Here is a 23320-nt window from a genome sequence, read left to right on the forward strand (position 1 = left end):
TAATGATCACATCCAGCCTTTTTCGCCGCCATCGTTGCCATACCCGGCGCGTGCTGTTTCAACCCATCCGCACCGCCGTATGACCGGTCCCACGTTGGCTCAGCAACTTACCTCTTGTACGCCAGGAGAAACCACGGTGCTGGCGCTTCTCGCCCTGCACGGCGAACCGCTGGGCCGGCTGCGCCTGCTCGAATGCCTGCGCATGCTCGGCATGACCGATAGCGCTGGCAATCCTTATCTTGCTGCCGGCGTCGCCGACCTGCTTGCCGACCTCCATAACAAGGGGCTTGTCAATGAAGCACCTGCCAATGCGGTCACCTGCGTGGAGGAGATCGTTCGGCCGGTGATCCTGCAGGCACTGGAAGGCATCGGTCCGGCATTCGGCGGGCTGTGCCGCGCGGTCGAAGCGGCGACGCCGGTGGGCCGCACTTATGACGGTTACTTGTTCCTGCGTACCTATAAGCAGGCGCTGGCACGGCTGCGCATGGCATTGCTGCAAGCGCAGGGGCCGGACAAGATCGCGCTGTGGATGGACACCTGTGCGCGTTTCCCGGAATTCCGGCGGCGCCATCCTTACGTCGAATTGCTCAGCCAGCCTTTCGATGCCACTCTGCTGAAGCATCTGCATCCGGCGTTGCAGGACGATGCGATGGTTGCCCTGCTGGCGCATACGCAACATGCACCGGAAACCGCCGCCCCCCTGCGCATCTGGACCGAACAGCGGCTGGCGCAGGGCGCCTGGAACGAAGATGCGCTGTCGCTGGCCTATGCAGAGCATCTGCTGCTCTGCGGACGCCTGCAGCAGGCCGAAGCCGTCATTGGCGATTGTCATGCACCCACCACCGGCTTTACGCGCGCGGCTATTCTGCTGCTGCGTGGCGAACAAGCAGCGGCGCTGCGGGGATTCGATGCGGCGCTCAAGTTCCTGCGTAAGGAAAGCGGCAAACGGAATGTGTTTGTCGATGGACCGAGCGGCGCCTTCTTTGTGCTGGCGATGTTGCGATCGAAGGACGCCAAACACAAGAAACTCGCGGAATCGTTGTTGACACTTGCGCAGCGCTCGCCGCAAGGCAGTTCGCGTATTTTCCATGCCTTGCAGGGCATGCAGGACACCTGGGCCGGCGCACAAAAATCCGACGTGCTGCAGGCATACGAACGGTCGATGACCGACGACATGTTGCCCGCGCTATTCGATGCACTGGCAAGCTACTGGCTGGGCCAGCCGTTGCCGTCTCCGGGCAATGCAAGGCTCGAAAAGATATACGCGCGTGCGCAACAGCATGGCTTCGATTGGGTTGCCGCGCAGGCCGCTTCGTTGCTTGCACGACTGGGTGAAGACGGCTATGGGGAACAAGCCCTGCTCTTGCGTCGTGAGCAGGGAGTCGATGACTTGTGCGACTGGTTCGAACATCAGGAACCGTGGGAGCGACAGCTATCGGCGTTGATGGATTTGCGGCGCGAGCAACGTCCGGCAACAAAACCCGAAGCACCTGGCAGGCTGGTGTGGATGATTGCTTACGATGCACGCAGCCAATCGGTGGAGATCGAACCGAGGGAGCAGCGGCGCGATCCCGGCGGCGACTGGGGAAAAGGCCGGCCCGTCGCGCTTAAGCGCCTGCGTGAAGACAGCGATGCGCTCGGCTTCCTGGTACCGCAGGACCGGGCGGTGCTGGCCGCGATCGGTGTCAGTCCCTCTTTCTATCGCGGTCCCAGTTATGACATCGATAATGACAAGGCACTGCTTGCATTGATCGGGCATCCATTGGTGTTCTGGCAAGACGCGCCTGAACAGAAGGTCGAACTGCTGTCCGGAAAAATCGAGCTGATCGTGACCGAACGGGACGGCAAGCTGCGGCTTGCGCTACAGCCGCCGGTGGACAGTACGTCGCGCCGTGAAGTGCTCATCGTTGAAGAGGGCGCATCGCGCCTGCGCATCGTCGAGATCAAGGACGAGCATCGCCGGATCGCTGCCATCATTGACAATGCGCTGGTGGTGCCGTCGCACGCCAGGGCCAGGTTGTTGCAGGCGGTGAACGCAGTATCGACGCTGGTGCCGATCCAGTCCGACATCGATATTGCGGACGGCAGCAGCGCGATCACGGATACCGAAAAAGTGGAGAGCGATACGCGCTTGCATGTCCATCTGCTGCCGTATGGCGAAGGCCTGAAGATGCAATTGCTGCAGAAGCCTTTTGGCGACGATGGTCCATCGTACACACCCGGCAAGGGCAGCGAGAATGTGATCGCCGAGGTGGGCGGTCGTCGCCTGCAGGCAAAGCGGTTGCTTGCGGAAGAACGCATGACGGCCGCAAGCCTGCTCGACGCCTGCCCGGCACTCGCCGATGCGGTCGATACGCATGGCGATTGGTATCTTGCTGATCCGCAGTCCTGCCTTGAACTGTTGATGCAGTTGCGTGGCCGCGCCGACATCGTGCTCGCCTGGCCGCAAGGCGAACGTTTCAGCATTGTTGCCGAAGCGGGGCCACAACAGTTACAGATATCCATCAAAAGCGATCGCGACTGGTTCGAAGCGAATGGCGCATTGCGCATTGATGACAAGACCGTACTCGAACTGCGTCGCCTGCTGTTCGATGTGCAGCAAGGTCAGGGGCGCTTCATTGCGCTTGACGGTAAGCGTTTTGTTGCGTTGACCGAAGAGTTTCACCGGCGTATTGCCGAACTCGCTAATGTCAGCGATCTGGACGGCCCGGGCGGTGACGCCGTGCAGGTGCATCCACTGGCTGCCGGTGCGCTGGAAGAACTGGCGGCGGAGACGCCCGGCTTTGCTGGCGACCAGCGATGGCAGCAGCATGTCGCGCGCCTGCATGAGCTTGATGCCTATGCGCCCGCTGTACCAGGCACATTGCAGACGGAATTACGCGATTATCAATTGACGGGTTTTCAATGGCTGGCCAAGCTCGCGCACTGGGGCGTGGGTGCCTGTCTCGCCGACGACATGGGACTCGGCAAGACCGTGCAAACCCTGGCCTTGCTGCTATTGCGTGCGCCGCAAGGGCCTGCGCTTGTTGTCGCGCCTACTTCAGTATGTCCAAACTGGATGAGCGAAATTGCCCGATTTGCGCCTACGCTCAATCCCATCCTGTTCGGTAGCGCAGAGCGTGCACGCACGCTGGACGATCTGCAAGCCTTTGATGTCGTCGTTGTCAGTTACGGTTTGCTGCAACAGGCAGCCGAACTGTTTGCTGCCATGCACTGGCACACCATCGTGCTGGACGAGGCGCAAGCCATCAAGAATGCGCAGACCAAGCGCAGCCGGACCGTCATGGCGCTCCAGGGTGATTTCCGCATGGCGCTCAGCGGTACGCCGATTGAAAACCATTTGGGCGAGTTATGGAGCCTGTTCCGCTTCATCAATCCGGGTTTGCTTGGTACAGCGGAGCAATTCAATGAACGTTTTGCGCTACCCATCGAGCGGCACAAGAATGTCCGCGTGCGCACGCGCTTGCGGCGCCTGATTCATCCCTTCATCCTGCGCCGGACCAAGGCGCAGGTATTGGCTGAGCTGCCCTCCCGCACCGAGATGCTGCGCCATGTCGATCTCACCAGGGAAGAAACCGCACTCTATGAAGCGCTAAGGCGTATCGCGCTGGAACGGCTCGAAAAAGAAGATATGCCGGCCACGCAAAAGGCCTTGCAGATCGTGACCGAACTGATGAAGCTGCGGCGCGCGTGCTGCAATCCGAATCTGGTTGCGCCTGAACTCGGACTGGCGAGCAGCAAGTTGGCGGCGTTCGGCGAGCTGCTGGACGAATTGCTGGAGAACCGCCACAAGGCGCTGGTGTTCAGCCAGTTTGTCGATCACCTGAGCCTGATTCGCGGCTGGCTGGACCAGCGTGGCGTGCGCTACCAGTATCTGGATGGATCGACACCGATGCAGGAACGGCAACGCCGGGTCGAAGCTTTTCAGGCAGGGGATGGCGATGTGTTCCTGATCAGCCTGAAGGCGGGCGGTACCGGGCTGAATCTGACGGCAGCCGATTATGTGATTCATATGGACCCGTGGTGGAACCCGGCGGTCGAGGACCAGGCATCGGATCGCGCGCACCGGATCGGGCAGCAACGTCCGGTGACGATCTACCGGCTCATCGCTCGGCATACGATAGAAGAGGGAATCGTGGAACTGCATAAGCGCAAGCGGGCGTTGGCCGAGAGCTTGCTGGATGGTGGCGAGGCTGCAGCCGGATTGTCGTCGGAAGAGATGCTGGCGTTGTTGCGGCTGGAGTTGGGGCGGTTTGTCGAATAGCCGGGAATTACCGAGGACCACTACTCCTCAAACCTCCACGACGAGCCTTGCATCGAACGCCTTGTTCTCCCAAACCACTTCCTCCACACTCTTTGCTTCCCGCCGGTTCAACGCATATCCGCGTGGATTCGCCACCACCCTTGTCCCGTTCAGCACGTAATCGAAACTGTCATGCACATGCCCGTGTATCCACAGCGCTGCCTTGCCCATCAACGCACTCAGGTCGCTGACAAACGCCGCATTGAGCGGCGACCCGGCAAAGCGAGGATGGACCGAATTGGGATGCGGGCCATGATGCGTCACCACAATGGTCTTGCCGTCGAACGCTTCATCGAGCTTCTGTGCAAGCCAGTCACGCGATGCTTGATGCATGCGCAATGCATGTGCCGCGCTGAACAAGCCGTCGTCGGTCGTGATCAGTTTATGGTCGTACAGGATTTTCTCCGACTCGGCCATCGCGTCTTCTTGCGGCAACCCGCTGAATTGGTAATCGGTCCACAGGCAGCAACCCAGAAAACGCACGTCGCCAACACGCCACTCCGCATTTTCCAGATAACGGATATGACTGTTGGCGGTAGACTGCCGCAGCTTTTCAATCAATCCGGGATAGTGTTCGTGGTAAGCCTCATGATTACCGTTCACATAGACGACCGGCACCGGCCAATCGGCAAAAGCCTCAAGCGCCCCGGCGCCGTGATGGATATCACCGGCAATCACCAGTACATCAGCGTCCGCCGGTTCAATGACCCGATAGCCGGGAAATTGTCGTTGCAGGACATCGAGATGCAGGTCGGAAGCAATCTGGATTTTCATGGAGAACAGTATCCGCAATAAAGATGCAATAAATGTGCAATAAACATGAGCCTGTTAGTTTATCGCACCAGCTTCAACATGTCCTTGAAGCGCGGATGGGACGCCGTGCGCATCCATTCGAACAACACCATTTCCGTCGTCACCAGTTCCGCACCGGCAGCCTTCGCGCGTTCGAGTGCCATCTGCTTGTTGTAGGGAACGCGTGAACCAATTGCATCGGCAACCAGGCGCACCGCGCGACCATGCCGGCGTAAGCCCAGTACCGTTTGCAGTACGCAGACATGCGCTTCGCAGCCGGCGACGATCAGATCGCCGCGTGTTTCATGCAGCTGTTCCAGGAAGCCGGCTTCGGCACAGGCATCGAAGTCCATCTTGCCGATGACGATATCGCAAAGCGCATGCACGTCTGCAACGTTGGGTCCAAGACCCGCTGGATTCTGCGCCGTACCCACAATCGGAATCTCCAGCAGCTTCGCGGTCCGGGCCAGTCGCAGCGCATTGGCCACGACCTGCGCGCTCTCGTGGATCGCCGGCATCAGGCGTTCCTGCAAATCGACGATGATGAGCGTCGCGCGGCTGGCATCGCAAAGGCTGGTCATTTTTTCACCTGCTGGATGAGTTTCTTTATATAGGCCGTAAACAAGGTGCGGCCATCCTGTCCGAACATGCGGATGCGGCCGGTATGGGTCAGCAGCAGCAAGCCGACACAATGACCGAACAAGGCCGTGGTTTCCTGCGCCGCCGTTTTTTTGCTGCATCCAAGGGCAATCAATCCTTCTTCGACCCCGCTCAGCGCTTCACGCAGACGCGCATTCAGGCGGTCGTTCAATTCCGGCGTCAAGCCCAGCGGCTTCATGCCCTGGAACAGGTAAAAGCCGAGGTCCAGTTCGCGCGGATAGTGCAGGTAGAAATCAAAAAAAGCGAGCGCATGATGCTCGATGCGTTGCACGGTATTCGCCTTCGCCGGCACGTCTGCGCTGACGGCGTCATTCAGGCGATCCAGCGATTGCGACAGCAGGTCGCCGTAAATTTCTTCCTTGCTCGCGTAATGATTGTAAAGCGCGCTGGCGGTATAGCCCGCTTCATTGGCAATGGCCCGCATATTGGCTCCCAGCAAGCCGTCCTTTTCAAATACCCGGCGCGCCGCATCCAGAATCATCTGCCGCTTCATGTCCTTGACCGCGCGCAGACGGGTCAGCCGTGGCGCTTCAGTATTGGCTTCCACTTCCATGGTGGCGTCTTTCACGGTATTTGCTTGTTTTTTCATCGAGCAAATGTAGCACAGACGGCATTTAAATTAACACCTTGACTGAAAAATGAACATAGTTCACATTATGTGGAAACACATCATGCCAAAGGCGTTGCGAACGGTCGTTAAAGTTCAACCCTATTGCAGCGCACAACACCACTCATTGAGGAGACTGCAATGCTGATGTCATCTGCGCAATACCGTGAATCCCTGCGTCAGTACAAGCCGAAGGTTTTTCTCGACGGGCGTCGGGTCGAGTCGGTGGCGGATGAGCCGGCCTTTGCACCGGGTATCAATGCGCTTGGTGTGACCTATGACTATGCGCTGAAAGAAGAGTTTGCGCCGCTGATGCTGGCCACGCAGCACACCAGCGGCAAGCAGGTCAATCGCATGTTGCACATCAATACCAGCAGCGGTGATTTGCTCAACAAGCTGGAAGCAGTACGCCTGCTTTGCCAGGAAACCGGATGCGCGCAACGCTATCTTGCGCATGATGCCTTCAACGCGATTTATCAGGCGACTCACCGCATTGATGCCGATAAGGGCACCACGTATGGCCAGGCTTTCCTGAATTATCTGCACGACGCGCAGGACCGGGACTTGTCAGTCGGCATCGCCATGACCGATGCCAAGGGAGATCGCAGCAAGCGGCCGCATCAGCAAGCCAATCCCGACACCTACGTGCATATCGTGGAGCGCAACGGCAAAGGCATCGTGATATCAGGCACCAAGGCGATTGTTACGGGGGCGCCTTACATGCATGAATTCCTGGTCATGCCGTGCCGGAACATGAGCGAAGCCGATGCCGAGTTCGCAGTCTGCTGCGCGGTGCCTTGCGATGCGCCGGGCCTGACACTGATCGCGCGGCCGGCGGGTCGTCCCGGCGAAAAGGCGGCGCTGTTTTCCAGCAAGTTCGGTCAGTCCACCGCAGTGCTGGTCTTCGATCGGGTCTTCGTGCCCTGGGAGCGCGTGTTTTATGCGGGTGAATGGGAACACTCGTCCTACATGACCTATAACTATGCGACGCACCATCGCCATAGCTGTATTGGTGCGCGCGCCGGCTTTGGCGATTTGCTGATTGGCGCCGGTGCCTTGATGTGCGAGGCAAACGGTTTCGACCCGGGCAAGGAAACGCATTTGCGCGAGCAGATGGTGGAACTGATCAAGATCACCGAAGGCTTTTATGCCTGCGGGGTAGCCGCTTCGGTCTATGCGACTCAGGATGCGGAGGCAAAAACCTTTGTACCGGATGCGGTGTTTTCCAATATCGGCAAGTTGCTGTTGGCAACCCAGATCTATGACATGCACCGCATCGCGCATTACGTGTCGGGCGGCCTGATCGTTACCTTGCCTGGACCGGACGAAGACCACAATCCGGAAACGGCCGCCAATCTCGCCGACGTGCTGCGCGCCAACCCGGATGTGCCTTATGACAAGCGAATACAGGCGGCGCGATTTATCGAAGACTTGACGGCGTCGTACCAGGGCGGATGGTATTCGGTGATCAGCCTGCATGGCGGTGGATCGCCGGCGGCCATGAAGCAGGAGATCTACCGGAACTACCCGATCGGCAATAAGGTTGAACTGGTGGAGAGATTGATGGAGCGCGGAATTGTTGATGATCCGCGCCGGCCGATCACGGCGAACAAGCAGCCGGGGAAGTGTTGCTCAACCGGATGCACGGTGCCGGGGGCACCGGTGATGGTGGATTTGCCGGTGTCGGTAAAGAGACGAGAGGCGTAGTTGTCGTATGGCCCCTTGGCATCGTCATTTTGATTGGTGCTCTAAATTCTCAACAGGCTGTAACGGGCAATTCGGGCGACGGCGTTTACTGATGTTTCGGTATCAGCTGCGATGATGCCAAAGGAAACGCAATGCAGCACAATGTACAAACGCAGCGCAAAAAAAAGCCCGCGGACACAAGGTCAGCGGGCATAAATCCAACTCTTGGAGAGAGTGGAGGAGACTCTTTACAAATTACGGCAATGGCGATCGGGCTTCGCGGCGACCGCCGGTTACCGGCACTAAACTAGGCCGGCTTCGCGGGAATTACTCGCCTGCAGCGGCGCTCTTGCCTTTGGCAGCAGCAACGGCTTCCTGGCGTACCTGGTCGCGTGTCTTGGTCGATGCGACGTTGGTGAATTCAACAAATTCGCTGTTACGGTTGCTGGCGTACTGGCCTTGCGCATAAGCTTCTTCCAGTTCAGCGCGCACTTCAGCGCGTGTCTTGCCCGAAGCAACGTTCTTGTTGGTGAATTCGACGAATTCGGAGTTGTGAGCGATTTGACCGCTCGGGTTTGCCTGTTTCATTTCGGCAATGACTTCAGCGCGTGTCTTGGTCGACACGAAACCGCTGTGGTCGACGTAGGGGTAGGTGCTATCAGCAAATGCAGAGCCGGCGGCAAAAACAGCAACGGCAGCAATCAGATTCTTGGCGTTCATTTTATTCTCCAAATAAGGTTAATTGACTCCGGGCTCATTTGTTCTGAGTCCTTCGAGAGTCGCACTGCGTTGTGTGCTCATCGATGAAGCACAGTCTATCCGTCGCACGAAGGAAGAAAAACCACGTATGCCGCAATGCATCATTTCTGTTTCCGAAATAATCGTTTGCCTGCTTCTGCATTTTTCTTCCTTGCGCCCCTCCTTGAAATTCTTGAAATCTTGTGAAACTTACCAGCCGCCGCCCAGCGAGCGAATCAGGGCGACCGTCGTCGTCGCCCGCGCGCCGCGCAGTTGCACGGCGCTGCGCTCGACGGTCGCGAGGTTACGCTGCGCATCCAGCACCTCGATATAGCTGGTGCGTCCCGCCGCATACAGCTTGTTGGCGAGATCCGCCGACCGGCGTGCCGACGCCAGCGCATCGTCAATCGCTTCCGCCTGTCCCGATAGCGTGCGCAAGCCAACCAGGTTGTCTTCGACCTCGGCGAACGCGGTCAACACGCTTTGCCGGTATCCCGCCACCGATTCTTCCAGCGCCGCCTGGCTACGCACGATGTTGGCCTGGTTCCGGCCGCCATCGATCACCGGCAATGACAGCAGCGCACCGATGATCCAGCTGCGACTGCTCCACTGGAACAAATCGGACAAATCAGCCGACTCGCTGCCGCCCGCGCCGGTCAGGCGCAGCGCCGGAAACATTGCCGACCGTGCCACACCGATACGCGCATTCGATGCAATCATCGCGCGCTGGGCGGCAACGATATCCGGACGGCGTTCCAGCAGCGCGGATGGCAGACCGGCGGGAATCCCCGGCAACATGGACGCTGTCAGAAGCGGATTGGTCTGTGCACCGAAGGCCGCCGCTGGTTTGCCGAGCAATACCGCCAACGCGTGTTCCAGTTGCGCGCGCTGCCGTTCCAGTGCAATCGCTTCGGAACGGATGGTCGACAATTCGGTCCTTGCGCGCACCACGTCGAGCTCACCGGCATCACCCAGGTCGTAACGACGCTGATTGATGCGGACATTCTCTTCCCGAAGACGCACGGTCTCGTTCAGGAACGACAGCTCCGCATCCGCTGCACGCAGACGGAAATACGTCTGTGCCACATCGGCCTGCAGTGCCAGCAGTACCGAGCGATACGTCGCTTCACTGGCGGCTGCATCCGCCTGCGCGGCGCTCACGTTATTGCTTACCCGTCCAAACAGGTCGACTTCATAACTGGCCGTCAGGCGTGCCTGCCAAGCAGTGGTCGCCGGCACCGGGGTACCCGCCGGCAGCCCAAGAGCCACCGCCGAACTACGCCCACGCTGCGGACCGAATTCCGCATTTACCGTCGGCATGCGATCGGCTTCGGCGACGCCCGCAATCGCACGCGCCTGCTTCACGCGGGCCGCTGCTGCGGCGAGATTAGCGTTGGCGGCGGTGGCGTCATCGATCAGCTTGTTAAGTGCGGGATCGTTAAAGGCTTTCCACCATTCGCCGCGCGGCTGTGCTTCAGCCGGCTGGGCCGGTTTCCAGCGTGCCGCTTCCGCGAAGCTCGCTTCCTTGAAGCCGGATGGCATCTCGATGTCCGGTGCACGCAACTCCGGTGCCGCGCAGCCTGCCAGGATCATGGCTGCGAGCAATGGTGAAATCAGTCTTGGCAGCAAGGTCTTGGTCTTCATTTCATTCGTCATCATCATTTACGCAACTCCCGTCGAAGCGGATTCAATGGCGGGCACTTTTCTTTCAAGGCGCTTTGCCAGATTGCGCAACAACACATAAAACACCGGCGTCAGGAACAAGCCGAACAAGGTCACGCCCAGCATGCCGGCAAACACGGCGACACCCATCGCATGGCGCATTTCCGCACCGGCGCCGGAAGAGAACACCAGCGGCACCACGCCCATGATGAAAGCGATCGAGGTCATCAGGATCGGGCGCAGACGCAGGCGGCAGGCTTCAAGCGCGGCTTGCACTACCGATCGCCCGTGGTCTTCCAGCTCACGGGCGAACTCCACGATCAGGATCGCGTTCTTCGAGGCGAGACCGACCAGCACGAACAGCGCAATCTGCGTGAAGATGTTGTTGTCGCCACCGGTCAGCTTGACGCCCAGCAGTGCGCACAATATCGACATCGGCACGATCAGGATGACCGCCAGCGGCAGCGTCCAGCTTTCGTATTGCGCAGCCAGCACCAGGAACACCAGCAGCACGCACAGCGGGAACACGAACACCATGGTGTTGCCGGCCAAAATTTCCTGATAGGTCAGTTCGGTCCATTCATAGGTCACCCCCTTGGGCAGCACTTCCTTGGCAATCCGTTCCATCGCTGCCTGCGCCTGTCCGCTGGACACGCCCGGTGCGGCGCCGCCATTGATATCAGCCGAGACATAAGCGTTGTAGCGTTGCACGCGATCCGGGCCGTAACTGTCCTTGACACGCATCAGCGACGACAGCGGGATCATCTCGCCCTTGTTGCTACGAACCTTCAGTTGCGCGATGTCTTCGGCATGCGAGCGATAGGGCGCGTCTGCCTGCACCTTGACCTGATAGGTGCGGCCGAACTGGTTGAAGTCATTGACATACAGTGAACCGAGATTGATCTGCAGCGTCTGGTAAATCGTTGCCAGCGGCACGCCCAGTTGCTTGGCCTTGGTGCGGTCAATGTCGGCGAACAATTGCGGCACATTGATCTGGAAGCTGGAAAACACGCCAGCCAGTTCCGGCGTCTGCCATGCCTTCATCTGCAGCGCCTGTACGGCCTTGTACAGTTCGTCATAGCCGACGTTGCCGCGGTCTTCGATCATCATCTTGAAGCCGCCGATGGTACCCAGGCCGTTGACCGGCGGCGGTGGGAACACCATGATGAACGCGTCTTCGATACTGCCCAGCTTGGTATTGATCTGCTGTGCAATGGCGGCACCCGATTGCGATGCGGACTTGCGCTGGTCGAATTCATCCAGGCCGAAGAATACGATGCCGGCGTTCGGTGCATTGGTGAAACCGTTGATCGACAGGCCAGGGAAGGCGATCGAATCGCGCACGCCCGGCACCGATTTCGCGATATCCGACATGCGGCGGATCACTTCATCGGTGCGGTCAAGCGAGGCAGCATCGGGCAGTTGCGCGAAGCCCACCAGGTATTGCTTATCCTGACCGGGCACAAAGCCGCTCGGCACTGCCTTGAATACGAACACGGCGGCGATGGCGAGCACGGCATACACAATCAGCGCAGCGGCCTTGCGGTTCAGCACCGTTTTCACGCCGCCTTCATAGCGCTCCGATGCACGGCCGAAGACACGGTTGAACCAGCCAAAGAAGCGGCCGAAGACCTTGTCCATGCCGCGTGTCAGCGCATCCTTCGGCGCATCATGCGGCTTGAGCAGGGCAGCGGCGAGCGCCGGCGACAGTGTCAGTGAATTGAATGCGGAAATCACGGTCGAGATGGCAATCGTCAGCGCAAACTGGCGATAGAACTGACCGGACAGACCGGACACAAAAGCAATGGGTATAAATACCGCGCACAGCACCAGCGCGATTGCAATGATCGGGCCGCTGACTTCCCTCATTGCCTGCACCGTTGCATCGCGCGGCGACAAGCCGGCATGGATGTTGCGCTCGACGTTTTCCACGACCACGATCGCGTCGTCGACCACGATACCGATCGCCAGCACCAGTCCGAACAGCGACAAGGTATTGATCGAAAAGCCGAACATCAGCAAGACCGCGAAGGTACCCACGATGGAAACCGGCACTGCCACCAGCGGAATGATGGAGGCACGCCAGGTTTGCAGGAAGACGATCACCACCAGCACCACCAGCGCAATCGCTTCAAGCAGGGTGTGGATCACCGCCTTGATCGATTCGCGTACGAACTGCGTCGGGTCATACACGACACTATATTCAACACCTTCCGGGAAGTCCTTCTTCAGTTCTTCCATCTTGGCGCGCACGTCAGACGACAATTGCAGCGCATTCGACTGCGGCGCTTCAAAAATCGCGATGGCCGCTGCAGACTTGTTGTTAAGCAGTGAGCGCAGTGCATAATCGGTAGAGCCCAGCTCGATCCGTGCCACATCTTTCAGCAAGGTGACCGAACCGTCCTGACCAGTACGTACGATGATATCGCCAAATTCCTGTTCCGACTGCAGGCGCCCCTGGGTATTGACGGTCAGCTGGAACTCGGCATTCTTCGACGGCGAACCGCCAATCACACCCGCCGCAACCTGCACGTTTTGTTCGCGGATGGCGGCCACTACGTCACTCGCTGTCATGTTGCGGGCGGCGACCTTTTGCGGATCGAGCCAGACACGCATCGCGTAGTCACCGGCACCGAACAGCAGCGTTTCTCCCATGCCCGGAATCCGTGCCAGCTGGTCTTTGATGTTGAGCACCGCATAGTTGCGCAGGTAGACATCGTCATAGCGGCCGTTCGGTGACGACAGGTGCACCACCATGGTCAGGTTGGGCGAACTCTTTGCAGTGGTGACGCCGATCTGACGCACTTCTTCCGGCAAACGCGGCAAGGCGCGTTGCACCCGGTTCTGCACCTGGGTTTCCGCCTGCTCGACATTGGTGCCGATCTTGAAGGTCACGGTCAATGCCAGTGCGCCATCGGACGTCGCCTGCGAAGACATGTAGAGCATGTTTTCGACGCCGTTGATCGCCTCTTCCAGCGGACCGGCCACGGTTTCCGAAATGACTTTCGGATTCGCACCCGGATAAGCGGCGCGCACCACGACCGATGGCGGCACCACGTCCGGATATTCCGAGATCGGCAGTTTGAAGATGGCCAGTACGCCGGCCACGAAAATCAGGATCGACAGGACAGCGGCGAAGATCGGCCGGTCGACAAAAAATCTGGAGAAGTTCATGTTGTTTCTCTCTTGAGAGTCGCTATGTCGTCTTTCATCCGGCAATGCGAGGTCCTGGCATGGTGACTGCCATTGCGGGAGTGAAGCTTGTACGGTTTAGCCGCGCTACCGATGATCGGGATTAGTGAACCATCGCGTTGTCGCAGGCCATCCGGTCTGCCGTCATCTGCATGATGGACAGCCGGAGAGATATTTCTTGCGGTTCGCCCATGTGGACGCGTGGCGCACAGTCAGGATTTCGCCGGCACGGTGTCGTCTTTCTGCTCGGCCTTTTGTTCACCCTTCTGTTCGCCTTTCTGTTCACCTCTGGCGCGTATGTCTGAATTGGTCACGGCAGCTTCCATCGGAATCGTCTGCGCGGTAACCGGCGCGCCGGGGCGAACCCGCTGCAGGCCATTGACCACCACTTTTTCACCGGGCTTTACGCCATCACGTACCACGCGCAGGCCATCGATGACCGGGCCTAGCGTGACCGGGCGGTATTCCGCCTTGCCTTCCGCATTCACGACATATACGAACTTGCGGTTCTGGTCGGTGCCGACTGCACGATCCGAAATCAGCGCAGCTTTGGTATTTGCCGCGCCCCCGTTGCCGCTTGCCAGCTGTACGCGGGCAAACAAACCCGGCGCCAGTGCGTTGTCGGCGTTCTTGAAGGTGGCACGCATACGCACACTGCCAGTCGCCGGATCGACGCGATTGTCGACGAACTCCAGCGTGCCTTCATGCGGGAAGCCTGTTTCGTTGGCGAGTCCGATACGCACTGTCACCGGCTTGCCGCTGCGTGACTGTGCGCCGACGCGCAGGAAGGTGTCTTCATCGCCGTCGAAGCTGGCGTAGATCGGATTGTTCGACACGACAGAGGTCAGGACCACGCTGCCATCCACCAGATTGCCGGCAGTGACTTCCGCCTTGCTGACGCGGCCGTTGATCGGTGAGTGCACACGGGTAAATTCCAGGTTCAGCCTGGCCGCATTATATGCGGCCTGGGCGGCACGGGCATTGGCCTCGAGTTCTTTCACGCTGGAGGCTTTTTCATCGGCTTCACGCTGTGCGATTGCCTTGTCGGCGACCAGTTTCTCGGCACGGGCCAGTTCCAGTTTTGCCAGGTCGGCTTTGGCACGCGCCGCATGCGCGGCGGCTTCAGCGCGGCTGGCCTCGGCCTGGTAGGGACGCGGATCGATCACGAACAGGACGTCGCCCTTCTTTACTTCTGCGCCCGGCTTGAAATTGATGGAAGAAATGAATCCCGCGACGCGCGGGCGGATTTCGACGCGGTCCACGGCTTCTAGGCGGCCGGAAAATTCCTGCGTTTCGATCACGGCTTTTTCGACCACTTCGGCGGCTGAAATCGGCGGGCCGCCGGCAGCCTGGGGCGCTTCCTGTGCCGCCGGCTGTCCACAGCCGGACAAGGTAAAGGCGGCTGCGGCGCCGAGCGCAGCCAGGCCGGGCAGACGGCGCAAGCGAAGCAGCGAAGAAAAATGGAGATTCTGTTTCATGTTCTTATTCCTTTGAATCTGTAAATCTATGAAAGCCTGTAAAGCGATTAGCAGTGTCAACCCTCCCGTAACGGCAAGGTCAAGTGTTTTGTGGTGCGTTCAAGCCAGCGATAAACAATGTGATTTCGTCCAGCACATTTCCCTGGCGGGCACAGCAACATCGCGCGTCCGGCACGTCCAGCGCGATCGGTGGCAGGCGACGCACCGTCGTGGCGACCCCGGATGCCAGCAGCTTCGCGCCATATTGTTCGGCTTCATCGCGCAATGGATCGTCATCGGCCGACAGAATCAATGCCGGCGGCAAACCCTTGGTACGGCTCGACTGCAGCGGCGATGCATACGGATGTGCGCGGTCGACGGCATGCGGCAGATATCCGCGGTAGGACTGGGCGCAGGCATAGGCCGCTCCCATGCCGCCATTGGCTGCGGCGACCGTGCGCATCGAGCAGCTGCTGAGACCGGGGTCCAGCATCGGCATCATCAGTATCTGTGCCGCCAGCGCGGGACCACCGCGGTCCCGTGCCATCAGCGTTGCCACCGCGGCCAGGTTGCCGCCGGCTTCCAGTCCGGCCACGATCAGGCGTGCTTGTTTCCATCCCTTGCGCTTGCTGAAGCGGCCGGCCCAGGCGAGTACCGCATGCGCATCTTCCGCGGCAGACGGGAAGGGCTTTTCGCTGGCCAGCGTATAGCTTGATGCCAGCACGATATAACCGGTACGCGCGGCCAGCACACGCACGAAAATGTCCGACATGTCCAACTCATCCCTGACGAAGCCGCCCCCTGGAAAATAGATGATCATGCCTTCCGCCGGCTTGCCCGCGGGCGTGTATAGCCGCGCATCGAGTTCGCGGTGTTCGCCCTTGATGGCTTGTGCTCGCATCTTGACGTCGGCGATTTCCCGTTTCAGACTGTCCGGCATATCGTCTTCGCGCTGTTCCTGTACCATGGCATCCTCTGCATTGCAGCTTTTGCTGCCCATGGGCCGGACTATAGCTTTGTTCTGCAATCCGGATAAATAGCGATCATCTGAATTGACTGTTCGTAATTCTGAACAATAAAAGTCATCCTCCTGTCACAAACCGGGGCGATGATGCGTCTTCATCATGAAAACAACTATGCGCGGGGCGCTCGTCGATCCGACGGCTTCCCGTTTCCGACCATTTGAGGGAGATCCCCCATGGATAAACTGCAGGCAATGGAAGTGTTTGTACAGGTTGTCGATGCCGGCGGGTTCACCCGCGCCGCCGAGAACATGAAGTTGCCGAAAGCCACCGTATCGACCCTGATCCGTAATCTGGAGACGGAACTTGCGGTCAAGCTGCTCAATCGCACAACCCGCCATGTCAGCGTGACTGCCGATGGCGCGGCTTACTATGAACGCTGCCTGAGCATTCTGGCGGATCTGAAAGATGCTGAAGAATCCCTGTCGCGAACAAGGGCAAGTCCGAGCGGACGATTACGTGTCGATGTGCCGACCGGCATGGGACGCGGCATCATCATTCCTGCTCTGCCGCAATTCTTTGAGCGCTACCCCGACATCGAACTGGAAATCGGCTGCAGCGATCGCCTGGTCGAACTGGTTGAAGAAGGGATCGATTGCGCGGTGCGCGGGGGAGCACTGTCAGATTCGAACCTGATCGCACGCCGCGTGGGCGTCATGCATTTCGTCACCGTCGCGGCCCCAAGCTATCTCGCGCGCCACGGCCGTCCGCAACATCCGAACGATTTGCTGCAGCACCGCTGCATCAATTATTTTTCATCGAAGACCGGCAAAATTTACGAGTGGGATTTCGCACGCGAAGGCGAACGCCTCCAGATCCGCGTGCCGGGTCGTGTCGCGGTCAATGATGCCGATGCTTATATCGCGGCAAGCTTGTCGGGGATGGGGATCGCGCAGATGTCGCTGTTCGCTGCGCAGCCGATGCTGCTGTCAGGACAGATGGAAATGGTGCTGGAGGACTGGTGCGTCGATCCGATTCCCGTGCACATCGTTTATCCGCAGAACCGGCATTTGTCTGCCAAGGTGAGGGTATTCGTGGAATGGATTGCAGAACTGTTTTCCGTGCATGACGCCTTGCGTGGCGATGCTAAACATTGCCCGGCGATGCTTGGCACGATTAAGGCGAAAACCTTGCCTGCCTCTGCCGGGGCGGTGCCTCTCCCCATACCGCTGGAGATGCAACCGCTCGCGGACAGTCGGTAGGTGGCTTAAGCCGCAGCCATTTGTGTGCCGGCGGCGGCACGTTTCTTTGCACTTTCTGCCTTGTTGCGCAGACGGGACGGCGGCAGGCGACGCAGTGTGCGCAGCGACTGCAGGTCATGGATCACGATGGCGCGCTGGTCGACCGAGATCAGGCCGATGGCGTTGAACGCCGAGAAGGTACGGCTGACGGTTTCCAGTGTCAGGCCGAGATAGTTGCCGATTTCCTGGCGTGTCATGCGCAGGTTGAACTGGCTGCCGGAGTAACCCATTTCGGCAAAGCGCTCGGACAGGAATACCAGGAAGCGGGCGACGCGTGCTTCGGCGCTCAGCGAACCGAGCGTGCCGACCATCGCCTGTTCACGCACCAGTTCACGGCTCATCACGCCGTAGATTGCGGCTTCGAGTTCGGCATGGGTGCGGCCCAGTGTCGAGAAGGTCTTGAACGGAACCAGGATCACGTCGCAGTTGGTCAGCGCAACCGTTTCGGTCGAATACTGTTTGCGGTGGATGCCATCGATGCCGAACATGTCGCCCTTCATCGGGAAGCCCAGCACTTGCTCGTTGCCGAGCTCGTCAATCATCACGGTCTTCAGGAAGCCCGAATTCACGATGTACAGCATGTCGAAAGGTTGGCCGATCGTATGGATGCGCTGGCCCGCCTTGAACTGCATGTGCTGGAATTGGAAATCATCGTTGCTCAGGCGCACCGAGATACGCAGCAGGTCACAGACTTCTTTCAGGCTGGACCACAGTTTGGCCTGACGCTGCCAGGAAGCGCCCGACGGAGATGGAGTTGCCAGGGAAACGGTATTGGAACGTAGATCGGTCATTTGCGAGGTCAACATTGCTATACCTTTTTGAAATAGTTGGTGGTTGTTCTTCGTCACAAAAACAGTTTGCGACGCGGCAATCAGTGGTTGAGATTATGTCCATTCAACTGACTGCTGGAAATCAGCGAGAGGATGATTAGCAATGTCGGCACTCGGACCGAGGGAGTCGGATTATTCCTACACGGCCGTTAACACATTGTTACCGCATGGAATAAACGACGGAAAAAAGGCGGGAAATCGCGCCGATGAAAGCCACGATTTGGAGTTGATTTAAAAGGACATTTTGAGAAAACGCAGTCCTGCGGTGCGCAGTTACGCTTTGTTACTGCCAGTTGTTCTCAGGCATTATCGTTGCCAGACGCGTTTGTTTGCTTATGCTGCCTGGCAAGCTTAATAATCGCGTTTCGAATGCCGGCGAGAACGGTCACGGCATTAAATGGCTTGACGATGAAGCCATGCACACCCCATTCGACCGCACGTTGCAGGAATGCCGGCTCCATCTTCCCCGAGACGAGAAAGATGAGCGCTTTCGGCAATCCATTGCGCAGCGTATCAAGTCTGGCGAAGCCTTCATCATCCGGTGTGCCGATATCGATGCAAACCAGTTGCGGCTGCAGCTTGATCATGTTCGCCAGTCCTGCTGAACTGGTATTGGAATCTCCCACGACCTTATGTCCTCCATTGACCAGCACGCTGGTAAGCAGGTTGCGGGAAATGGCATTGGCATCGATGACGACTACTTTCAGCATCGCTCGGATTCCTTATCGTAGCTGGACGGCAATGCACATTATAAGGAGTATCGTGTGGCCGTTGCGCCTTGATTGCTGTCCTGCGCAGGGCCGTAGCACGTCATGATGCAAAGCCTTCATGTGGATTCGGCCCTTGCATTTTTGGCATAGAATGAATTGATCCGCCTATGTCCAAACACCCGAGGATGCCGTCATGTTCAAGAAACTGATTTTGCCCCTGCTGTTGCTTGGCGCCGTCACGCCCGTGTTCGCGCAAACCGGATCTCCCGTCGACCCCGCTTCCTGCCCGGGCATCCTCAACCAGACCTTCAATCGCCTCCAGGACGAAGCGCCACAAAACCTCTGCAAATACGCAGGCCAGGTCGTGCTTGTGGTCAACACCGCCAGCTACTGTGGCTTCACCAGCCAATATGAGGGACTGGAAAAGCTTTACGCCAAATACCAGCCCAAGGGACTGACGGTTCTCGGCTTTCCCTCCAATGACTTCGGCGGCCAGGAGCCGGGTGACAGCAAGCAGATTGCCGATTTTTGCTACAACACCTATGGCGTCAAGTTCCCGATGTTTTCCAAGACTTCGGTCACCGGCAAGGATGCCAACCCCTTGCATGCGCAGCTGGCGAAAACCACCGGTACGGCGCCGAAGTGGAATTTTTATAAATACCTGATCGACCGCAGCGGCAAGGTGGTCGGCAGCTATTCCAGCCGCGTGACACCGACCGACCGGCAGCTCACTGCCGATATCGAAAAGGCGCTCGCGCAAAAAATGTGAGCGTCGGTATCCGCCATATCGCCATGTACTGGCCATGCCCCGGATGTTGATAAAAAACGAATTGCCAGAACGATCATGCGCTGTATGATGAGGGCAGGGACGGCAATAAATTTTTATCGCACAACACACAATAAGGGGCAAGCATGTATCAAAGAATACTGGTCGCCTATAACGGCACGCCGGAGAGCCGGCTCGCACTGCAGGAATGCATTCGTCTGTCGCCCGGCCCTGCCGCGCAAATCCATCTGCTTGCGGTCGTGACGCCGGTGCCGATCGTACTGGCGGGCGAGTTCGTCGCCGCAGTGCCCACCATGGACGAGGAACTCGCCGAGCGCGATGCAATGGCGCAGGTGCTGGAATCGGGGCGGAAGTTGCTGGCCGAGGCAGGATTGAGTGTGACACCGCATCTCGAGGTCGGCGAGCCGATCACCGTGATCAGCGATCTGGTCAACCGGTACAACATCGAACTGGTCATCGTCGGGCATTCGCGACACAAGCCGTTTGCAATGCGCTGGTGGCGCGGTTCGATGGATGCGGTGCTGGTGGATAAGGTGCGCTGCAGCGTGCTGGTCGCCGGCGAATGCCGTAAGGTCTAAATCTTGCGGTCCTCTGCGGCAGGTGGTTGCCCGCCGCAGATGACCACTGTAACTGATCGCTTAGAGAAAGCGATCCAGGAGTTTTTTGCTCGCCTTGTCGAGTGCCTCGGTGTTGCGCAGCAGGTATTGCACGCCGTGGCTGTCGGCGATCAGCAAGGTCGATTCCGCGACGCGGCGGATATCCTCTTCGCCTTTCAATACAAAACGCGCGACGCCGCGATCGGTCTCCACTTCCCAGGTACTTGGCACGGCAAAGGTCGACACGTCGCGGATGCGCTTGATCACCGGCAGGAATTCGCGGCTCTTCAACTCTTCTTCCAGCAATTCCCGCACCGGTCCCGGCAGGTCGGCCAGCCGGTCGATCCATGCCAGTTCATGGCCATCGATATCGACCAGCGCAATGCCTTCATCCGGCGCGGCGATCGGAAAGGCCCGCACCGGTACCACGCCTTCATGCACGCCTTCCGGTGAAGTGAATACCAGCTTGCCGAAGGCATTGCGGCTTAAAGTAAAGTTGCTCATGCAATGTCCTCGCTCAGTTCCGTAGCCGCGTCGTTTTCCGCCTGACGCTGCTGCGCCTGGTAGAGCCTGAAGTAGGCGCCGCCGCGCGCCAGCAACTCCTCATGCTTGCCGACTTCCACGATCTGTCCCTTGTCCAGCACCACCAGGCGATCCGCCTGGCGCAGCGTCGACAGACGGTGTGCGATCGCAATCGTGGTGCGACCGCGCACCAGGTTGTCCAGCGCCTTCTGGATCTCTTTTTCGGTCGTGGTGTCGACCGACGAGGTCGCTTCGTCAAGGATCAGCAATTGCGGGTCGATCAGCAGCGCGCGGGCAATGGAAATCCGCTGGCGTTCGCCGCCGGACAAGGTCTGACCCCGCTCACCGACCATGGAGTCATAGCCATGCGGCAGGCGCAGGATGAACTCATGCGCATTCGCCGCACGCGCCGCCGCCATGATCTCGGCGCGCGTCGCATTTGGCTTGCCGTAGGCGATATTGTCGGCGATGGTGCCAAAGAACAGGAAGGGTTCCTGCAGCACCAGGCCGATATGGCGACGATATTCGGCCACCGGCAACGAGCGGATATCGACGCCGTCGACCATGATCGCGCCTTCCGACACGTCGTAGAAGCGGCAGATCAGGTTGACCAGCGTGCTCTTGCCCGAGCCGCTGTGGCCGACCAGGCCGATCATTTCACCCGGCTTGATCGACAGGTCGACGCCGCGCAGCACCGCCCGGTTGCCGTAACGGAAGCCGATATCCTTGATGTCGATGCGGCCTTCAATGCGCTGCAGGTGAACCGGGTTGGTCGCTTCCGGCACACTCGACACGTGATCGAGGATGTCGAAAATGCGCTTGGCGCCGGCTGCCGCTTTCTGCGTGACCGAAACGATCCGGCTCATCGAATCGAGACGGGTATAGAAGCGGCCGATGTAGGCGAGGAAGGCGGTCAGCACACCGACCGTGATCAAACCCTGCGACACTTGCCAGATGCCGACCGCCCAGACGATCAGCAAGCCGATCTCGGTCAGAAAGGTCACGGTCGGCGAGAACAGCGACCACACCTTGTTGACGCGGTCGTTGATGACGAGGTTGTGCTTGTTGGCTTCGCGGAAACGCGCCGCTTCGCGTTTTTCCTGGGCAAATGCCTTCACCACGCGGATGCCGGGAATGGTATCGGCCAATACGTTGGTGACCTCGCCCCAGACCCGGTCGATCTTTTCAAATCCATGCCGCAGCTTGTCGCGTACCACATGGATCATCCATGCGATGAAGGGCAGCGGCAGCAGCGTGACCAAGGCCAGCCAGGGATTGATCGATACCAGGATGATCGCCGTCATCGTGATCATCAGCACATCGGTGGCGAAATCGAGCAGGTGCAGCGACAGGAACACACAGATGCGGTCGGTTTCCGATCCGATGCGCGCCATCAGGTCACCCGTGCGTCGTCCGCCGAAATATTCCAGCGACAGGCGCAACAGGTGTTCATACGTCGAGGTGCGCAGGTCCGCGCCAATGCGTTCGCTGACCAGCGCCAGGATATAGGTCCGCGCCCAGCCAAGGATCCAGGCAAACAGCGCTGCGCCGAACAGGCCGGAAAGATACAGTGCCACCAGGCTGGTATCGATGGACTTGCCGTTCTGATAAGGAATCAGCACATTGTCCATCAGCGGCATCGCCAGGTAAGGCGGCACCAGTGTTGCGGCGGTGGAAGCCAGGGTCAGCAGGAAGCCCAGCAGCAGCTGGCCCTTGTATGGTTTGGCGAAACGCCAGAGCCGAAACAATGTCCAAGTTGACGGCGGCGTATGGATTTCGCGTGTGCAGACGGGACAGTCTTCCTGGTCTGCGGGAATCGGCGCCTTGCAACTGGCGCATATCGCCTGCTCCGGCGCGCGCAACGCAACGCCGCTGAGTTGCGCATCGCGTTGCTGCTCGAACTGGCCGATTACCCGCAGCGCATCGGGATTGTGTCCCAGCGTATAGCGCCAGCATGCCAGGCGTTGCTGATCGTCGTGCAATTCCAGTGTGCCGACACCGGCATGGTCATGATGTGTCAATGCCAGATGTTGACGGAATGACCATTCCTGCCATGCGCTATCACGTGTGGCCCTGGCAAGCAGACGACGGTTGGTGACCACGATAATGCCGGATGAAAAGCGCAATTGCGGGTCAAGATCGAGTTCGACGCTCGCTACCGCTGTTTCGCCGGGCTGTAGCCGGCTATCGGTATCGTGCTGCCAACTGGCCGGAACGGCACTGCGGGCGGGCAGCACCGGAAGGGATTCTGTGTTCATTCAAGCTCTGAAAGGGCAAACAGGAAGAAGTTTTGTTTGCAGTATGTAAATTTACCGGTGCGGATTGCCTACAATTGCGTACGGGAATGGTCCCAATGCGGCGTCAATGTCGCACTAATGTGGCGCCAAGTATACCGAGAGGCGATAATGTTGTTTTGCAGGATGTGATCCCAGGCGATAATTTTTTCGTAGTTTCAGTAAACTAGCGACTGCGGAAAGCGTTATTCACGCACCGGCCGTAACAGAGACAGCATAAA

17 protein-coding genes are annotated in these 23320 nt (G+C 58.9%); 5 read left to right on the forward strand and 12 right to left on the reverse strand.

The genetic code is table 11. The features are described 5' to 3' along the window. Positions 1-79: 79 nt before the first annotated feature. Positions 80-4264, forward strand: coding sequence for a DEAD/DEAH box helicase (locus ASE07_RS01540; protein ID WP_057289016.1), 4185 nt, complete (start codon positions 80-82; stop codon positions 4262-4264). Positions 4265-4291: 27 nt separating this feature from the next. Here ASE07_RS01540 and ASE07_RS01545 read toward each other — a convergent pair whose 3' ends face one another. From ASE07_RS01545 to ASE07_RS01555, 3 genes are read right to left on the reverse strand one after another with little or no spacing between them, the layout of a single operon-like run. Continuing rightward, the gene (locus ASE07_RS01545; protein ID WP_057289017.1) at positions 4292-5077 is read right to left on the reverse strand and encodes a metallophosphoesterase; all 786 of its coding nucleotides are present in this window, start codon (positions 5075-5077) and stop codon (positions 4292-4294) included. 59 nt (positions 5078-5136) lie between these two features. Continuing rightward, on the reverse strand, positions 5137-5676 hold the full coding sequence (locus tag ASE07_RS01550; RefSeq protein ID WP_057289018.1) for an isochorismatase family protein: 540 nt from the start codon (positions 5674-5676) through the stop codon (positions 5137-5139). Continuing rightward, a complete protein-coding gene (locus ASE07_RS01555; RefSeq protein WP_235548308.1) occupies positions 5673-6323 on the reverse strand; it encodes a TetR/AcrR family transcriptional regulator in 651 nt (216 codons plus the stop codon). The genes ASE07_RS01550 and ASE07_RS01555 overlap by 4 nt, the downstream gene beginning before the upstream one ends. Positions 6324-6503: 180 nt before the next feature. Between ASE07_RS01555 and ASE07_RS01560 the strand changes: the two genes are divergently transcribed. Next, entirely contained in the window at positions 6504-8069 is a 1566-nt protein-coding gene (locus ASE07_RS01560) for a 4-hydroxyphenylacetate 3-hydroxylase family protein (RefSeq protein WP_057289019.1), read from the forward strand. Positions 8070-8375: 306 nt separating this feature from the next. Here ASE07_RS01560 and ASE07_RS27880 read toward each other — a convergent pair whose 3' ends face one another. The 5 genes from ASE07_RS27880 to ASE07_RS01585 form a co-directional block, all read right to left on the reverse strand. Next, positions 8376-8768 (reverse strand): DUF4148 domain-containing protein, encoded by a 393-nt coding sequence (locus ASE07_RS27880; protein WP_082583878.1) that lies wholly within the window; start codon positions 8766-8768, stop codon positions 8376-8378. 228 nt (positions 8769-8996) lie between these two features. Beyond that, positions 8997-10448, reverse strand: coding sequence for an efflux transporter outer membrane subunit (locus ASE07_RS01570; RefSeq protein WP_442946035.1), 1452 nt, complete (start codon positions 10446-10448; stop codon positions 8997-8999). Next, entirely contained in the window at positions 10449-13622 is a 3174-nt protein-coding gene (locus ASE07_RS01575; protein ID WP_057289020.1) for an efflux RND transporter permease subunit, read from the reverse strand. 230 nt (positions 13623-13852) lie between these two features. Further along, positions 13853-15118, reverse strand: coding sequence for an efflux RND transporter periplasmic adaptor subunit (locus ASE07_RS01580; protein WP_057289021.1), 1266 nt, complete (start codon positions 15116-15118; stop codon positions 13853-13855). A gap of 79 nt (positions 15119-15197) precedes the next feature. Beyond that, the gene (locus ASE07_RS01585) at positions 15198-16064 is read right to left on the reverse strand and encodes an alpha/beta hydrolase (protein ID WP_235548309.1); all 867 of its coding nucleotides are present in this window, start codon (positions 16062-16064) and stop codon (positions 15198-15200) included. Positions 16065-16295: 231 nt separating this feature from the next. Between ASE07_RS01585 and ASE07_RS01590 the strand changes: the two genes are divergently transcribed. Further along, positions 16296-17321 carry a LysR family transcriptional regulator gene (locus ASE07_RS01590; protein ID WP_082583879.1) on the forward strand — a complete coding sequence of 342 codons (1026 nt, stop codon included), beginning with the start codon at positions 16296-16298 and terminating at the stop codon, positions 17319-17321. 5 nt (positions 17322-17326) lie between these two features. Here the strand turns inward: ASE07_RS01590 and ASE07_RS01595 are convergent, their stop codons facing one another. Both ASE07_RS01595 and ASE07_RS01600 read right to left on the reverse strand, forming a co-directional pair. Then, a complete protein-coding gene (locus ASE07_RS01595; protein WP_442946038.1) occupies positions 17327-18151 on the reverse strand; it encodes a Crp/Fnr family transcriptional regulator in 825 nt (274 codons plus the stop codon). Positions 18152-18489: 338 nt separating this feature from the next. Continuing rightward, positions 18490-18900: an ANTAR domain-containing response regulator gene (locus ASE07_RS01600; RefSeq protein WP_057289023.1), complete on the reverse strand. Its 411-nt coding sequence runs from the start codon at positions 18898-18900 to the stop codon at positions 18490-18492. 193 nt (positions 18901-19093) lie between these two features. On the opposite strand from ASE07_RS01600, the gene ASE07_RS01605 reads away from it, so the two are divergent. Both ASE07_RS01605 and ASE07_RS01610 read left to right on the forward strand, forming a co-directional pair. After that, positions 19094-19669, forward strand: a complete 576-nt coding sequence (locus tag ASE07_RS01605) for a glutathione peroxidase (RefSeq protein WP_057289024.1) — start codon at positions 19094-19096, stop codon at positions 19667-19669. Positions 19670-19812: 143 nt separating this feature from the next. Continuing rightward, complete coding sequence (locus ASE07_RS01610; RefSeq protein ID WP_057289025.1) at positions 19813-20265, forward strand: universal stress protein; 453 nt, start codon at positions 19813-19815, stop codon at positions 20263-20265. A gap of 60 nt (positions 20266-20325) precedes the next feature. Here ASE07_RS01610 and ASE07_RS01615 read toward each other — a convergent pair whose 3' ends face one another. Both ASE07_RS01615 and ASE07_RS01620 read right to left on the reverse strand, forming a co-directional pair. Beyond that, positions 20326-20787: a cyanophycin metabolism-associated DUF1854 family protein gene (locus tag ASE07_RS01615; protein ID WP_057289026.1), complete on the reverse strand. Its 462-nt coding sequence runs from the start codon at positions 20785-20787 to the stop codon at positions 20326-20328. Next, positions 20784-23063, reverse strand: a complete 2280-nt coding sequence (locus ASE07_RS01620) for a cyanophycin metabolism-associated ABC transporter (protein WP_057289027.1) — start codon at positions 23061-23063, stop codon at positions 20784-20786. The genes ASE07_RS01615 and ASE07_RS01620 overlap by 4 nt, the downstream gene beginning before the upstream one ends. Between the last annotated feature and the right edge of the window lie 257 nt (positions 23064-23320).

This window comes from Noviherbaspirillum sp. Root189, assembly GCF_001428545.1.
Taxonomy (GTDB): domain Bacteria; phylum Pseudomonadota; class Gammaproteobacteria; order Burkholderiales; family Burkholderiaceae_D; genus Noviherbaspirillum.

Coding starts and splice junctions, on each gene's coding strand:
- ASE07_RS01615 (WP_057289026.1), bottom strand. CDS start 20,787: ATGAGCAACTTTACTTTAAGCCGCAATGCCTTCGGCAAGCTGGTATTC.
- ASE07_RS01550 (WP_057289018.1), bottom strand. CDS start 5,676: ATGACCAGCCTTTGCGATGCCAGCCGCGCGACGCTCATCATCGTCGAT.
- ASE07_RS01560 (WP_057289019.1), top strand. CDS start 6,504: ATGCTGATGTCATCTGCGCAATACCGTGAATCCCTGCGTCAGTACAAG.
- ASE07_RS01575 (WP_057289020.1), bottom strand. CDS start 13,622: ATGAACTTCTCCAGATTTTTTGTCGACCGGCCGATCTTCGCCGCTGTC.
- ASE07_RS27880 (WP_082583878.1), bottom strand. CDS start 8,768: ATGAACGCCAAGAATCTGATTGCTGCCGTTGCTGTTTTTGCCGCCGGC.
- ASE07_RS01595 (WP_442946038.1), bottom strand. CDS start 18,151: ATGACCGATCTACGTTCCAATACCGTTTCCCTGGCAACTCCATCTCCG.
- ASE07_RS01610 (WP_057289025.1), top strand. CDS start 19,813: ATGTATCAAAGAATACTGGTCGCCTATAACGGCACGCCGGAGAGCCGG.
- ASE07_RS01590 (WP_082583879.1), top strand. CDS start 16,296: ATGGATAAACTGCAGGCAATGGAAGTGTTTGTACAGGTTGTCGATGCC.
- ASE07_RS01545 (WP_057289017.1), bottom strand. CDS start 5,077: ATGAAAATCCAGATTGCTTCCGACCTGCATCTCGATGTCCTGCAACGA.
- ASE07_RS01600 (WP_057289023.1), bottom strand. CDS start 18,900: ATGCTGAAAGTAGTCGTCATCGATGCCAATGCCATTTCCCGCAACCTG.
- ASE07_RS01540 (WP_057289016.1), top strand. CDS start 80: ATGACCGGTCCCACGTTGGCTCAGCAACTTACCTCTTGTACGCCAGGA.
- ASE07_RS01585 (WP_235548309.1), bottom strand. CDS start 16,064: ATGGTACAGGAACAGCGCGAAGACGATATGCCGGACAGTCTGAAACGG.
- ASE07_RS01570 (WP_442946035.1), bottom strand. CDS start 10,448: ATGATGATGACGAATGAAATGAAGACCAAGACCTTGCTGCCAAGACTG.
- ASE07_RS01580 (WP_057289021.1), bottom strand. CDS start 15,118: ATGAAACAGAATCTCCATTTTTCTTCGCTGCTTCGCTTGCGCCGTCTG.
- ASE07_RS01620 (WP_057289027.1), bottom strand. CDS start 23,063: ATGAACACAGAATCCCTTCCGGTGCTGCCCGCCCGCAGTGCCGTTCCG.
- ASE07_RS01605 (WP_057289024.1), top strand. CDS start 19,094: ATGTTCAAGAAACTGATTTTGCCCCTGCTGTTGCTTGGCGCCGTCACG.